Raw genomic sequence first — 14,519 nt, forward strand, 5'->3', positions numbered from 1 at the left:
TGCACAGCAGGGGGGGAGAGGGGCAGCGCGACGATTCAGGATGGAGCGATCGTCGCGACATCTCCGGCACCGTCGCTCCCCTCTCCCGACCCCTGCTGACGCAGGGGCCACCCTCCCCCGCAGCGGGGGGCGGGAGAGCGTCCCGCACGCTCGCGGCCCTCCTCTTCGCCGCCCCCCTCATGACCGGCTGCGTGGTCGGCCCCGATTACTCCCGGCCCTCCGTGGAAACGCCGCTCGGCTACAGGAACGGTGGCGTCCGGGAGGACAGCCCGGCCTATGTCGCCGCGCGGAAGACGGGGTTTCGCGAGGCCCGGCCCAACGATGCCGTCGAGCGCGGCGACTGGTGGCGGGTGTTCAAGGACCCGACCCTCGACCGGCTGATCCGCCTCGTCGATGTCGACAACCAGTCGCTCCGGCAGGCGGTGGCCAATTACCGGCAGGCCCGGGCGCTGGTCGCCTCCGCGCAGGCCGCCCTGTACCCGACGGTGATCGGCGCGCCGAGCATCACCCGCACCGGCAGCGGCGGCGGCAGCACCGGGACCGTGCGCACCAGCGCGGCGCTCCTCGGCGAAGCCAGCTGGCAACTCGACCTGTTCGGCGGTACCCGCCGGACCATCGAGAGCGAGGCGGCGCTCGCCCAATCCGACGCCGCCACGATCGCGCTGACCCGCCTGACCATCCAGGCCGAGGTCGCGGCCGATTACCTGACCGTGCGCTACGCCGATTCGCTCCAGAAGGTGCTCGACGAGAATATCGAGAACTTCAAGAAGACCGCGGCGATCACCGAGAACCAGTACGCCGCGGGCGTCGCGGCCCGGTCGGACGTCATCACCGCGCAGACGCAGGTCCAGACCATCGAGGCCCAGGCCATCGCGGTGCGGCTGACCCGGGTGCAATACGTCAACGCCATCGCCACCCTGATCGGGCGCCCCCCGTCGGAGGTGTCGATCCCGGTCTCCGGCATCGCCAAGAATCCCCCGGGCGTGCCGGTGGGAATCCCCGGCGACCTGCTGGAACGGCGGCCGGACGTGGCCCAGGCCGAGCGCCTCGTCCAGGCGCAGAGCGAGCGCATCGGCGTGGCGGTGGCGGCCTTCTTCCCCACGGTCACGATCTCGGCGCAGGGCGGCGTCTCGGGGCTGACCCGCAACGGCCTGTTCTCGGCGGCCAACCAGGTCTGGTCGGTGGCGGCCTCCGGCAGCGAGACCCTATTCGACGGCGGCGCCCGCACGGCGGCCGTCCGCTCGGCCGAGGCCGGCTACGACGCCCAGGTGGCCAATTACCGGCAGGTGGTTCTCGCCGCCTTCGCCGAGGTCGAGAACCAGATGGCGGCCTTGCGCATCCTCGCCCAGCAGCAGGGGGCCCAGGACAAGGCGGTCGACCTGTCGCGCAAGGCGGTGGAGATCACCTTGAACGAGTACCGGGCCGGCACCCAGAACTTCACCACCGTGGTGACCGCGCAGGGGCTGCTCGTGACCAACGAGATCAATGCCCTCCAGGTGCGGCTCAGCCGCTTCACCGCGGCGGTGACGCTGATCCGGGCGCTGGGCGGCGGCTGGGACGTGCGCTCCCTGCCGAGCGATTCCGAGCTGAAGGGCCCGAGCCTGCCGATCGACCGGGGCGGCCAGGCGGTCCGCCCGGACGAGTAGGAGGCGCGCCGCCCGGCCGCGTGCGCGGGCGCCGGAACGGCCCCCCGGTGCGGCGGGTTGTCAGGCGGCTTGCTGCGCCGCAATCGGACGGGAATCGGGAATGGTCGAGCAGAAGACAGCCCTCAAGGACGACGCCGCCTGCGGCACCGAGCCGGCGCCGCCCTGCACGCTGGTGATCTTCGGCGCCGGGGGCGACCTGACTAAGCGCCTGCTGATGCCCTCCCTCTACAACCTCGCCGGGGCGGGGCTCCTGCCCGAAGGGTTCTCGATCCTGGGCGTCGACCATTCCGACGGCACGGACGAGTCCCTGCGCGACACCCTCACCAAGACTCTGGAGGCGTTCAGCAAGGACCCGACCTCGGAGTTCCACGCCGACCATATCGACGCCACGAGCTGGGGCTTCATTCGCGACCGGCTGCACTACCTGAAGGGCGATTTCGAGAAGCCCGAGACGTTTTCCGCGATCGGCAGCCGGATCACCGGCAGCGCGGTGTTCTACTGTGCGGTGGCGGCCCGGTTCTTCGGGACGATCGTGGACGGCCTCGGCCAGGCCGGCCTGCTCAAGCAGGAGAACGGCGATTTCCGCCGGGTCGTGATCGAGAAGCCGTTCGGTTCGGACCTGGCCTCGGCCCGGGAACTCAACGCCCGGATCCTGAAGCAGGCCGACGAGAGCCAGTTCTACCGGATCGATCACTTCCTGGGGAAGGACACGGTCCAGTCGATCATGGCGTTCCGCTTCGCCAACGGGCTGCTGGAGCCGGTCTGGCGGCGGGAATACATCGACAGCATCCAGATCACGGCGGCCGAGACGGTCGGCGTCGAGGAGCGCGGCGGGTTCTACGAACCCACCGGGGCGCTGCGCGACATGGTGCCGAACCACATGTTCCAGCTCCTGTGCATGGTCGGCATGGAGCCGCCGAACTCCTTCGCGGCGGAGGCCGTGCGCACCGAGAAGGCCAAGCTCGCCGAGGCGGTGCGGCCGATCCCGCCGGAGGATGCGGTGCGCGGCCAGTACACGGCCGGCACCTCGGAGGGCCGCGATGTCCCGGCCTACCGGGACGAGCCGCACGTCGCCAAGGATTCGGTCACCGAAACCTACATCGCCCTGAAGCTCCATATCGAGAACTGGCGCTGGGCCGGGGTGCCGTTCTACATCCGCACCGGCAAGCGCATGACCGGGCGGCGCACCGAGATCGCGGTCCTGTTCAAGCCGGCCCCGTTCAAGATGTTCGAGGACACGCCCAACGCCAATCTCGGGCCGACCGTGATGCGGATCCTGATCGATCCGGATCACGGGGTCAGCAGCGAGTTCAACGTGAAGGTGCCGGGGCCGCAGATGAAGATCGGCCGGGTCCGCTCGGGCTTCCGCTACAAGGATTTCTTCGCCGACACGCCGAATGTCGGCTACGAGACGCTGCTCTACGATTGCATGACCGGCGACGCGACCCTGTTCCAGCGGGCCGACAATATCGAGGCGGGCTGGGCCGCGGTCGACCCGCTGCTCCAGGGCTGGCCGCAGCAGGACGTGGCCCCCTACCCGGCCGGAAGCGCCGGGCCGAAGGCGGCGGACGATCTCCTGGCCCGGGACGGCCGCCACTGGCTGGGCCTCGACGGCGAGACGGATTGAGAGCCCGGGCGATCGAACGACCAGACGGTTTCATCCCCGACCCTGAACGGGACGCGATGGGGCGCGAGCCGGCCGCCTGCTCGGCACGGAATTGGTCGCGGCTCGGTTCGCAGCCAAGCGTACCGAGCCGCGACGGCGGCGCGACGCTCAAGGCCGAGATGTCCCGATCGCCCCAATCCACCCCCTCATCCTGAGCTGCGGCGAAGCCGCCGCGAAGGCGGGCTCCCGGGATCGCGCGGCCGGCTGGAGGGCTCCTTCGAGGCCTCCGCTACGCTTCGGCGCCTCAGGATGCGGGCCAGGGTTGGTTGTCCGATCGGTGCGACCGGCGCGGAACCGAGGTCACACAGTCACGGATTCCCGCTCAGCGCCGCTTGAACGGCAGCATCGCCGCTACCGCCAGCGCGTCGACCCGGTTGTTGAGCGGGTCGCTGGCATGGCCCTTGACCCAGTGCCAAGCGACCTCGTGGCGGTCGCGGGCGACGTCGATGCGGCGCCAGAGGTCCTCGTTCTTCACCGGCTTCTTGTCGGCGGTGCGCCAGCCCCGCGCCTTCCAATTGTGGATCCAGGCGGTGATGCCCTGGCGCAGATACTGCGAGTCCGTGAACAGATCGACCCGGCAGGGGCGCGTGAGCGCCTCCAGGGCCTCGATCGCCGCCAGGATCTCCATCCGGTTGTTGGTGGTATGCGCCTCGCCCCCCGAGAGCTCCTTCCGCGTCTCGCCAAAGATCAGGATCGCCCCCCAGCCCCCCGGCCCGGGATTCCCCGAGCAGGCGCCGTCCGTATAGATCTTCACCCGCATCGGCGCGGCCGCGGCCTCGCCGGCGGGGCCGGTCACGTCGGTGCTCATCCGGCCCTCAACCCTGCCGCCCGTAATCCCGGGCGTCCCGCGCCTGCCGGTGGAAGGTGAGCCGGCGATCGAATTCCCGCGGGTCCTTCGGCTTGACCAGCGCCCCCGGGGGCACGTTCAGCCAGTCGACCAGCCGGGTCAGCATGAAGCGGAGCGCGGCGCCCCGGCACAGGATCGGCAGGGCCGCGACCTCGTCCGGCGCCAGGGGGCGCACGGCCTCGTAGCCGGCGATCAGGGCCGCCGCCATGTCCCGGTGGACGGTGCCGTCCGGGTCGAAGCACCACGCATTGAGGCACACCGCGAGGTCGTACGCGAAGGCGTCCGTGCAGGCGAAGTAGAAGTCGATCAGGCCCGACAGGGCGTCGCCGATGAAGAACACGTTGTCGGTGAACAGGTCGGCGTGGATCACCCCGCCCGGCAGCGTCCGGGGCCAGTGCGTCTCGAGGAAGGCGAGGTCGGCTCGGGTGCGCGCCGCCAGCCCCGGGGCGACGGAATCGGCCTGGGCCTCGGCCTGGGCGAAGAGCGGGCGCCAGGACGACACCGAGAGGCTGTTCTCCCGCACCATCGCGAAATCCCGGCCGGCGGCGTGGAGCTCGGCCAGGGCCCGGCCGAGTTCCCGGCAATGCTCGACGCCGGGTGCCTTGACCGAGACGCCCTCCAGGAAGCTGACGATCGCGGCGGGCCGGCCGCACAGGCGTCCCAGCGCCGTGCCGGCCCGGTCGCGCACCGGCTGCGGGCAGGCGAGGCCGCGGGCCGAGAGGTGCTCCATCAGCCCGATGAAGAACGGCAGGTCCTGCTCCCGGACCCGCTTCTCGTAGAGGGTCAGGATGTAGGAACCCTGGGTGGTGTGCAGGAAGAAGTTCGAGTTCTCGACGCCCTCGGCGATGCCCTTGTAGGAGAGCAGGCCGCCGATCGCGTAGGCGGACAGGAACTCAGCGAGCGCCGCGTCGGATACCTCGGTGTAGACGGCCACGTGTTCGCGCTCGGGTTGGGGTTCTTCTGGGATTTGGGATCGCCGATGAGCCGGACGGTCCCGGTCTTCCGACCCACCCCCTCATCCTGAGGTGCTGCGCAGCGGCCGCGAGGGAGGCCTCCGGATATCGCAGCGGTCCCCGGAGGGCGCCTTCGAGGCCTGCGCTGCGCTTCGGCCCCTCCGGATGAGGGGTTTGGACGGGATTGGGTCCCTCTCGTCGGAGGCTGGATCCCGAGCGGCCTACTCGGCGGCTTCGCTGCGCAATTCGCGCGGCAGCGGGAAGACCATGTCCTCCACCACCGTCGAGACCGTGTCGACGATCACGTCGTAGCGGGCCGCGAAGGCCTCGATGATCTCCTCGACCAGCACCTCGGGGGCCGAGGCGCCGGCGGTGAGTCCGAGCTTGCGGATCCCCTCGAAGGCCGGCCAGTCGATCTCCTCGGCGCGCAGCACGAGGCGGGTGATCGGGCAGCCGACCCGCTCGGCGACCTCGCGCAGGCGCTGGGAGTTCGAGGAGTTGGAGGAGCCGACCACGATCAGGGCGTCGACCAGCGGCGCCACCTGCTTCACCGCCTCCTGGCGGTTGGTGGTGGCGTAGCAGATGTCGTCCTTGTGCGGCCCGGTGATGGTCGGGAACTTCTTCTTGAGTGCCTCGACGATGTGGCGGGTGTCGTCCACCGACAGGGTCGTCTGGGTGACCCAGGCGAGGTTGTCGGGGTTCTCGGGGGTCAGGGCCTGGATCTGGTCGAGATCCTCCACCAGGGTGATCGAGCCCTTGGGCAATTGGCCCATGGTGCCGACCACCTCGGGATGGCCGGAATGGCCGACCAGCAGCACGTGGCGGCCGCGCTTGTGGTGGATCTCGGCCTCGCGGTGGACCTTGGTCACCAGCGGGCAGGTGGCGTCAATGGTGGTGAGGCCGCGCGAATCGGCGTTGGCCGGGACCGTCTTGGCGACGCCGTGGGCGGAGAAAATCACCGGGGCGGCCCCGTCGGGCACCTCGTCGAGCTCGCGCACGAACACGGCGCCCTTCCGCTTCAGGCTCTCGACCACGTACTTGTTGTGCACGATCTCGTGACGGACGTAGACGGGCGGTCCGTAGAGGGCGAGCGCCCGCTCGACCACGTCGATGGCCCGCACCACGCCGGCGCAGAAGCCCCGGGGGGCGCAGAGCAGGATTTCCAGCGGCGGCTTGCCGGCATTGCCCTGGGCGGGCTCGAGGGGCGCGGGTTCGACGGTCATGCGGGGGATGTGGCGAGGGCGGGGCCGTCCTGTCAACAGGCCAAGTCCCGGAACAGGTCCAGGAACCGGGCCGGACGGTCGCGGCGGGGCCCTCCTGTAGCACGATTGCCGCGGGTTTGGACCCGGCCCCTCAGAGGCGCCGGAGGCCGGTCACCGGGCCGAAGCTGTGGGCCTGGATCCGGGCGACCGCCTCGGCCAGGGGCTCCACCGCCACCGCCATGTGGTGGCCGTTGGCATGGATCAGGGTCTCGGGGTCGAGCATCAGGCCGACATGGCCGCGCCAGAACACGAGATCGCCCCGGCGCAGGGCCGCGTCGTCGAGGGGCAGGGCCTGCCCGAGATCCCGCGCCTGCAGGTCGGCGTCGCGCGGGCAGGCGAGCCCCGCGGCGTCGAGGCAGAGCTGCACGAGGCCGGAACAGTCGAGCCCCAGCGTCGTCCGGCCGCCCCAGAGATACGGGGTGCCCACCAGGCGCAGGGCCGTGGCCGCATAGTCGGGCGCGCGCTCCTCGACCGGGGCGCAGTGGCGGGCGAACACGTAGCCGCCGGGGGTCTCCAGATACGCCCCCGCCTCGCCGGTCACCACCAGCCGCGCCCCGAGGCTCAGATGGGCGCGGATCGGCCGTTTCAGGTCGGGCTCCGGGTACAGGAAGGTGCGCAGCGCCGTGACCCGGTGGGTCGGCTCCGGCCCCGCCGGCCCGAGGCTGTCGGCGGGCAGGTAGCCGACATAGCCGTCGCGGGCGAGCTGCACGAAGGCGAAGCCGTCCGCCGCGGCGTAGAGGTCGACGGCGTCGCCGAGCAGCGCCTCGGTGTCCAGCCCGGCGTCCGGGGCGGGGGCGCGCCGCAGGGGGGCCGCGGGGGCGATGACCCGGCGCGGCGTGCCGGCGACGAAGCGCTCCGCGGTGACCCGGCCGCGCAGGTGCAGGGCGGCGATGTCGGCCCGGGCCGGCGTCAGGCGGGGATCGAGGGTCTCTGGCATGCGGCCATCCTAGGGCATCATCCTGAATGCTGGTGTCCGCCGTCCGGAAAAAAAGTCGATGCGCGCCGGAGGCCGCGGGCGTCGTTCTCGACCCGGGAACCGGACGATACGCTCAATCTCCGGGGCGCATCGTCTCGTCCCGGAGGCCGATAGCCCTGGTCCGGGCGGGAGGCCGGACCCCGGGGGGGCCTGCGGGATCCCTCGGGAGATCGCCGTCGCAGGGCGGAACCGTTGCGCCGCTGGCCCTGCGCTCCTATGTCGCAACCGCCCCCCGCCGGGGCGATTCGGCGCGATCGTGCCCACGGGCTCGACAGCGGCGGCGCCCCGGTGCCCATCGCGGCGGCAACGGTCCGTCAGCCATGTGCCCGGAATGCCGGTCACAGGCTTTTGATGCACTGCACAACCGACCCGGAAGGCGCTATGTCTGTCCCATGAAGACTGCGAGTCGCCCCGTGAAGAAGACGCAGAAGAGCTTCGCCGACCTGCCACCGATCCGGGTGCGCCGCGAGCCGCCCACGATCAACGAGGCGGTCGCGGCCGCCCAGGACCTCGCCGACGATGTCGAGCAGCAGGTCGAGATCGCCGCGGGCCTGATCGGCCTCCCGGCCGATGAGGTCCGCCCCCACGTCCTGGCAGCCAAGACGGCGAAGCCGGAGCGCGTGCCGGAGCGGATCCTGACGCATGCGAGCCCGAGCCGGGCGCCGCGCACCGTCGTGGTCGAGCGGCGCACCCGGCCGACCGTGGTGATCGAGCGGCGCATCCGCCCGATGGACCCGCGCCGCTGAGCCGATCCGGTCCTCACCAGGGCAGTGTCTCGCCCCGGTAGTCGAGATAGTGGGCGCCCGGCCGGCCGAGCGCCGCCGCGATCACGTCGGCGAGGCCGGTGACGCTCGTGGCCACGTCGAGATCGGCCTCCGTCCCGCCCATCTCGGTGCGGACCCAGCCGGGGTGCAGGATCAGCACCGACAGGTTCTCGGCCCGGTGGCGGATCTCGAAGCTGCGCGCAAGGGTGTTCAGCGCCGCCTTGCTGGCCCGGTACGTCTCCCAGCCGCCCGTCTCGTTCAGGCTGACGCTGCCGAGGATCGAGCTCATCAGGGCGAGGCTGCCGCCGGGGGCGAGGCGGTCGCGGAACGCCTCCGCGAAGCGGATCGGGCTGACGGCATTCGTGAGATAGACCTGCGCGGCGACATCCCGGGGCACCGCGTGCAGCGGGTCGTGGGCCTGCGTGGCGACGCCGGCCACCACGAAGATCAGGTCGAAGCGCTCCGAGGCCAGGCGGTCGTGCAGGGCGGCGACGCCGGCATCGTCGTCGATATCAGCGGTCTCGACGCGCAGCGCCTCGGAATCCAGCCGCGCCAAGTCGGGGGACGGCGTGCGCTGGGTGGCGGTGACCCGCCAGCCGCGCCCCAGGAAGGTCTCGACGAGGCCGAGCCCCAGGCCCCGGGAGGCCCCGACGATCAGCGCGCTCTTCTGCGATGGGTTCATGGTGTCCTCGACGATCCGGCCGGATCAACCGGCCGCGCCCGCGAAGGTTCGCCCAATCCCCCAAGGACGAGGGCGGGGAGCGCGATAGCCGGCCGGCCAGGCTTGCACGTCGACCCAACCCCGTGGATTCCAGAGGGATCATCCCTTTGGCGGGGTCCCGGGGCAGAGCCCCGAGGCTTTCGCAGGGTTTGCGCCCCGCACCCGCGAAATGTCCGGGACCGTTCGAAACCATCACGGGCCGAGGATCACTGGCTAAGGACAGGATCCGTCCTGATCGAAGGACCGGGAACACGCGGAAACACGCTCCGGCACCTCGTCCCGCACGGTGGCTGCCGGCCTTCGGAAAAAGACGATGTCCGTCAAAAAGCTAGCGCCCGGTGCCGGTTCCGGTATCCGGCCCGATGCTGTAGAGCCCGGCCCCAGGATCTCCGCCGTGCCGGGGACGACTCACACCGGATCCGGGCTCCGGGTCCACGGGAAGCGAACACGATCCCATGTCCAAGCCTGAGACCCTGAAACCCCGCCTGCCGCGCGGCTTCGTCGACCGGCGCGCCGACGAGATCGCCGCGCAGCACCGGATGCTGGAGACGATCCGCAAGAGCTTCGAGCTCTACGGGTTCGAGGCCCTGGAGACCCCCTTCGTCGAGTACACCGAGGCGCTCGGCAAGTTCCTGCCCGATCTCGATCGCCCGAACGCGGGGGTGTTCTCGTTCCAGGACGACGACGAGGCGTGGCTGTCGCTCCGCTACGACCTCACGGCGCCGCTGGCCCGGTTCGTGGCCGAGCATTTCGACGCCCTGCCGAAACCCTACCGCAGCTTCCGGGCCGGCTACGTGTTCCGCAACGAGAAGCCGGGGCCGGGCCGCTTCCGCCAGTTCATGCAGTTCGACGCCGACATCGTCGGCGCCGGCAGCGTCGCGGCCGATGCCGAGATCTGCATGCTGATGGCCGACACCCTCGACCGGCTCGGGCTCGGCGGCCGGTACGTGGTCAAGGTCAACAACCGCAAGGTGCTCGACGGCGTGATGGAGGCCGCGGGGCTCGCGGGCGACGACCGCGCCGGCCAGCGCCTGACCGTGCTGCGGGCGATCGACAAGCTCGACCGGCTGGGCGTCGACGGGGTGCGCGACCTGCTCGGCGCCGGCCGCAAGGACGAGAGCGGCGACTTCACCAGGGGCGCGGGCCTCGACGCGGCGGCGATCGGGCGGATCCTGGCCTACGTGTCGTTCCAGGCCGATGCCGGGGACGGCGCCGACAAGGTGGCGTTCTGGGAAAAGTTCTTCGCGGGCTGGCACGACGCGGTCGGCGATTCGGAGACTGGCCGGGAGGGCATCGCCGAGCTGCACGCGATCATGCGCCTCTGCGCCGCCGCCGGCTACGGGCACGAGGTGATCCGGGCCGATCCGAGCGTGGTGCGCGGGCTCGAATACTACACGGGCCCGGTCTACGAGGCCGAGCTGACCTTCCCGGTCACCAACGAGGACGGCCAGACCGTGCGCTTCGGCTCGGTGGCGGGCGGCGGACGCTACGACGGGCTGGTCGGCCGCTTCCGGGCCGAGCCGGTGCCGGCCGCCGGCTTCTCGATCGGGGTCTCGCGCCTGTTCTCGGCCCTGCAGCTGGTGGGCAGCCCCCTGCTCGCCGGCGCCGAGACCCCCGGGCCGGTGGTGGTGCTGGTCCTCGACCGGGAGAACATGGCCGATTACCAGCGGCTGGTGGCGCTCCTGCGGGCGGACGGGATCCGGGCCGAGCTCTATCTCGGCGCCGCCGGCATGAAGGCGCAGATGAAATACGCCGACCGCCGCCGCGCCCCGGTGGCGGTCATCCAGGGCTCGAACGAGCGGCTGGCCGGCGAGGTCCAGATCAAGGACCTGATCGAGGGCGCCCGGGCGGCGGAGTCCATCGCCAGCAACGCCGAGTGGAAGGCGGCCCGGCCGGCTCAGGTCTCCTGCCCGGAGGCCGATCTGGTGGCGCAGGTCCGCGCCGTGCTGGCTCGGCACTTTCCCTCGACCACGGGTTGAAACGCCCGAGCTTCGACGGCGTTGTTCCCTGTCGATGCCGCGACCCTGTCGGCAGGGAGACCCCGGGGATGCGTGCCAAGACGACGGTCAAGCCCCTGATCCTGTCGGCCGCCCTGCTCATCGCCTGCGCGGCGCCGGCCTCGGCGGCCCGCCCGACCCCTGACCCGCTGCCCAGCGCCGTGGCGGTTGCGACGCCGGGGACCGGCAGCGCCCCCATCCTCAGCACCGGCGTCGCCGCCGGCCCCGCGCTCAGCGCGCTGACCCGGCGCAAGCCCGGCCGTCGGCCCCGCGGAGCGCGGCTCGGAAGCATCCGCCCGCTCTGAAAGTCGGGCCGGCGAAGATCCGGGGTTTCCCAAGGGCGAGCCCGTGGGCAGGGGTTCGGGGGCGGAGCCCCTGAAATTCGGGCTTCGCCCGAGACCAGGGCCCTGCCCTGGACCTGCGAAAGGACTCGCCCTTTCGAAACCCGGACGATGCGTTACCGGACGCACACGGGCGGCAGCGCGGCGCGGACCTTGGCGACGAACGTCTCCAGATCGCAGCCGCCGTCCCGCGCCGGGCAGATCCCGATCGTCAGCGGCAGCGAGACCGGCGGGTCGAGGGGACCGAGCGGCCGGGCCGAGCGCAGCTGGTCGAGGGTCTGGGCGTAGATCCGGACCCGGATCGTCCGCCCGCCGGTCTCCGGACTGCGCCAGACCTCGAAGGCGAGGGTGGCGCCGGGGGCCGTCGGGTCCGGCTGCCCCGGGAGCGACCAGCCGAGGCCGAGGGCGCCCGACAGGGTCGACAGGGTGGTGTCGTGGCCGGCCAGCACGACGAGGCGCGCGCTCGCCCCGAGCTGCGGCACGCCGAGTCCCCGGGGCGCCACGCCCTGCAGCAGGTCCGCGAGCATCCGCAGCAGCGTCGCCCCGTGGAACGCGGCGATCCCGGGTGTCCGGTGCAGGAGATCGGCTGCCCGCCGATGCGCGGGCAGCAGTGCCGCCAGGGTCTCGGGCGTGCCCTGCCCCCAGGCCACCTGATCGGCCGGCAGGCCCTGGGCGTATTCCAGGAGCAGGTTCTCCGACACGGCGGCGGCCAGCGCCAGCGGACCCTCGATCTTCGGCCCGGTGGGCGTGGCCCCCAGCGTGCTCGGGCCGTCGAGGCAGGCCGCCGGGACCGCCTTGCAGGCAGCAGGTCCCAGGATCCGCTTCAGCGCCGCGATGGCCTTCTCGGACGCCCTGTCGGTCACGGCGGTCCCCCCGGCCGTCCGCGCCTGCACCGCCGCCAGGGCCGCGGCCGGATCCAAAAGACAGACGCGACCGCCGTCGAACACCGGATCGGAGGCGCCCACCGGCCCGTGACGGGCGACGAGGCCGCAACCCGGCGCGACGGCCTCGGCCAGGACCTGCCCGCTCCGGAGGGTGCGGTTCGTGGCGCCGTCCGCCCAGACCTGCACGGCGTTGGGCGGCGGGCAACCGGTCTCGGGCAGAAGCTCCGCCCGGGCATAGACGCTCCGCAGGTAGGCCCCCATCCGGGACAGCGCCTCGGCGCCGTGCGGCGTCATTTCGCCCGGCTCGACGGGAAAGGCCGGCCAGGGCCGGCCGGTCCGAGCCTCCAGCGCGGCCGGCGCGGCGGTCGGTGCACGCACCCCGTGGCGGGAGACCGTCACCACCCGCTCCAGCCGGGGCTCGGCCCGGAGGGGAGCCTGCGCCGACAGGAGGATCGCGAGGGCGACGCAAACGGACACGGTGCACAGGAATGCGCCGCTCGGGCCCCGCCCCCGGCCGGGCGCCTGCGGGATCCTCCGCGCCATCACGGTTCGCGCCCGTCCCCGCCTGGCATGATCCGCGGCGGCCCGGGCTCAGGCCGCCCGCAGGCCGGACAGGAACTGCCCCACGGCGGCGCCGAGCTGCCCCGATTCCCGCGACAGGGCCTGCGCCGAGGCCAGGACCTGGGCGGCGGCGGCACCGGTCTCGTCGGCGGCGCCCGCCAGGCCCGCGACGTTGCCGGTCACCGCGCTGGTCCCGGCCGCGGCCTCCGACACGTTGCGGACGATTTCCTGGGTGGCCGCACCCTGCTGCTCCACGGCGGCGGCGATCGAGGTCGCCACGCCGCTGATCTCCTGGATGCGGGCGGTGATCGAGCCGATCGCCCCGACGGCCTGGCCGGTGGAGGCCTGGATCCGGCCGATCTGGCCGGTGATCTCCGCGGTGGCCCGGGTGGTCTGCTCGGCGAGCGCCTTCACCTCGGAGGCGACCACGGCGAAGCCCCGGCCGGCGGACCCGGCCCGGGCCGCCTCGATGGTCGCGTTGAGGGCCAGGAGGTTGGTCTGGGCCGCGATGCCGGAGATGAGCGCGACCACGTCGCCGATCCGGGACGCGGCGGCGCTGAGGTCCTCCACGAGGGCCGCGGTCTGGCCGGATTCCGCGACCGCCCCCTGCGCCATGCTGGCCGAAGCCTGGACCTGCCGGCCGATCTCCTGGACCGAGGCGCCGAGCTGCTCGGCGGCGGCCGCCACCGTGCCGACATTGCCGGCGGCGTCCTCGGCCGCCCGGGCAACGCCCCCCGACCGGGCCGAGGCCCGGGCGGCGATCGCGCTCATGCCTCCGGCCGTGGTCTGGAGCTGGGCGACGGCGTCCGTCACCGCGACGATCACCCCGCCGACGCTGCCCTCGAAGGCCACGGCCATGCTCTGCATCGCCGCCCGGCGCTGGGCCTCCGCGCCCGCCCGGGCCAGCACGGTCTCGGCCTCGAGGGCTTGGTTGCGCTCCAGGCTCGCCCGGAAACCGAGGGCGGCCCGGGCGATCTCGGCGATCTCGTCGCGCCGCTCGGTGCAGGGCACGGCGACCGCGGCGTTGCCGGCGGCCAGTTCCGTCATGGCGGCGGCGACCCGCAGGGCGCGCCCGGCGATGTCCCGGGCGAGCCACGCCATCAGGGCCAGCGCCAGGACCGTGCCGAGGCCGGTGCCCGCCAGGATCGTCGTCACCGCCGTCGCGCTGGCGGCCCGGGCCGCCCCGGTGGCAGCCCGGGCCGCCCGGCTCGCGGATCCCTTCAGGCCATCGAGGCTCTTCCAGGCGGTGTCGTACAGCCGGTTGGCCGGACCGTTGAAGGCCGCCCGGGCCCGGGCGGCCTCGCCTCCGGCCGCCAGGGCGAAGGCCCCGCGCTGCGCCTCCAGATAGGCCTGCCATTGCCCGGTGAAGGCGGTCATGGATGCGGCCGTGTCGGGGCTCGCCGACAGCAGGGCGGCGACGTCCCGGATCAGGCCCTGCATCTCGGCGATCCGGGCGTCGTTGCGGTCCCGGGCCTGGGCGAGGGCGCCGGGTTCGGTCTCGTCGAGCACCCGGGTCGCCCCCAGGCGCACGCGGGTCATGGTCGCGCGCAGATCGCCCAGGAGGTCGACGGCCGGCAACAGCCGGTCGCCGATCTCCTCGGTGGTCGCGGTGCTCTGCCAGACGCGCAGGGCGGCCTGGGTGCCGACCGCGATGACGATCATCCCGCTGAGGCCGGCGAGCACCAGGAACTGGGTTCTGAGGCGGAAGGGGAGATGCACGGGTCGTTCACCGATGACGGGCCGGGAGCGGCAGGTGTATCCGATGGCTGTTGCAGGTCCGTAAAGGTTATCGCGCCTCGGACCGCGCCGCGCGCGATCCTGCGGGGCGCATCGGGCCGGCACGCCCGCGCCCGCTGTCGCCAAGCCCGGGCGCGGTTGCTACAGAGCGCCCGCGAGGTGGA

The 14,519-nt window shown here is 72.6% G+C and carries 12 protein-coding genes; 5 read left to right on the forward strand and 7 right to left on the reverse strand.

Annotated elements, in window-relative coordinates:
• Positions 1 to 95 precede the first annotated feature (95 nt).
• Both AC3IF1_RS02920 and zwf read left to right on the forward strand, forming a co-directional pair.
• Entirely contained in the window at positions 96 to 1,646 is a 1,551-nt protein-coding gene (locus AC3IF1_RS02920) for an efflux transporter outer membrane subunit (protein WP_489220303.1), read from the forward strand.
• 100 nt (positions 1,647 to 1,746) lie between these two features.
• A complete protein-coding gene (gene zwf / locus AC3IF1_RS02925; RefSeq protein ID WP_489215718.1) occupies positions 1,747 to 3,273 on the forward strand; it encodes a glucose-6-phosphate dehydrogenase in 1,527 nt (508 codons plus the stop codon).
• A gap of 361 nt (positions 3,274 to 3,634) precedes the next feature.
• On the opposite strand, the gene rnhA is transcribed toward zwf, so the two are convergent.
• The 4 genes from rnhA to AC3IF1_RS02945 form a co-directional block, all read right to left on the reverse strand.
• Positions 3,635 to 4,120: a ribonuclease HI gene (gene rnhA, locus AC3IF1_RS02930; protein ID WP_489215720.1), complete on the reverse strand. Its 486-nt coding sequence runs from the start codon at positions 4,118 to 4,120 to the stop codon at positions 3,635 to 3,637.
• Positions 4,121 to 4,127: 7 nt separating this feature from the next.
• Positions 4,128 to 5,093, reverse strand: coding sequence for a homoserine kinase (locus AC3IF1_RS02935; RefSeq protein ID WP_489215722.1), 966 nt, complete (start codon positions 5,091 to 5,093; stop codon positions 4,128 to 4,130).
• 240 nt (positions 5,094 to 5,333) lie between these two features.
• Positions 5,334 to 6,335, reverse strand: coding sequence for a 4-hydroxy-3-methylbut-2-enyl diphosphate reductase (gene ispH / locus AC3IF1_RS02940; RefSeq protein WP_489215724.1), 1,002 nt, complete (start codon positions 6,333 to 6,335; stop codon positions 5,334 to 5,336).
• 130 nt (positions 6,336 to 6,465) lie between these two features.
• Positions 6,466 to 7,311 (reverse strand): C40 family peptidase, encoded by an 846-nt coding sequence (locus AC3IF1_RS02945; protein ID WP_489215726.1) that lies wholly within the window; start codon positions 7,309 to 7,311, stop codon positions 6,466 to 6,468.
• 452 nt (positions 7,312 to 7,763) lie between these two features.
• Here AC3IF1_RS02945 and AC3IF1_RS02950 point away from each other — a divergent pair, with 452 nt between their 5' ends.
• A complete protein-coding gene (locus tag AC3IF1_RS02950) occupies positions 7,764 to 8,096 on the forward strand; it encodes a hypothetical protein (RefSeq protein ID WP_243973051.1) in 333 nt (110 codons plus the stop codon).
• Positions 8,097 to 8,109: 13 nt separating this feature from the next.
• Here AC3IF1_RS02950 and AC3IF1_RS02955 read toward each other — a convergent pair whose 3' ends face one another.
• Positions 8,110 to 8,796 (reverse strand): SDR family oxidoreductase, encoded by a 687-nt coding sequence (locus tag AC3IF1_RS02955; RefSeq protein WP_489215728.1) that lies wholly within the window; start codon positions 8,794 to 8,796, stop codon positions 8,110 to 8,112.
• Between the two features lie 494 nt (positions 8,797 to 9,290).
• Between AC3IF1_RS02955 and hisS the strand changes: the two genes are divergently transcribed.
• Both hisS and AC3IF1_RS02965 read left to right on the forward strand, forming a co-directional pair.
• On the forward strand, positions 9,291 to 10,814 hold the full coding sequence (hisS, locus tag AC3IF1_RS02960) for a histidine--tRNA ligase (RefSeq protein ID WP_489215730.1): 1,524 nt from the start codon (positions 9,291 to 9,293) through the stop codon (positions 10,812 to 10,814).
• A gap of 68 nt (positions 10,815 to 10,882) precedes the next feature.
• Positions 10,883 to 11,137, forward strand: coding sequence for a hypothetical protein (locus AC3IF1_RS02965; RefSeq protein ID WP_489215732.1), 255 nt, complete (start codon positions 10,883 to 10,885; stop codon positions 11,135 to 11,137).
• A 152-nt stretch (positions 11,138 to 11,289) separates the two neighbouring features.
• Here AC3IF1_RS02965 and AC3IF1_RS02970 read toward each other — a convergent pair whose 3' ends face one another.
• Both AC3IF1_RS02970 and AC3IF1_RS02975 read right to left on the reverse strand, forming a co-directional pair.
• Complete coding sequence (locus AC3IF1_RS02970) at positions 11,290 to 12,600, reverse strand: histidine-type phosphatase (protein ID WP_489215734.1); 1,311 nt, start codon at positions 12,598 to 12,600, stop codon at positions 11,290 to 11,292.
• A 48-nt stretch (positions 12,601 to 12,648) separates the two neighbouring features.
• Positions 12,649 to 14,337 carry a methyl-accepting chemotaxis protein gene (locus AC3IF1_RS02975; RefSeq protein ID WP_489215736.1) on the reverse strand — a complete coding sequence of 563 codons (1,689 nt, stop codon included), beginning with the start codon at positions 14,335 to 14,337 and terminating at the stop codon, positions 12,649 to 12,651.
• Between the last annotated feature and the right edge of the window lie 182 nt (positions 14,338 to 14,519).

It is taken from the genome of Methylobacterium sp. E-012 (assembly GCF_057836545.1).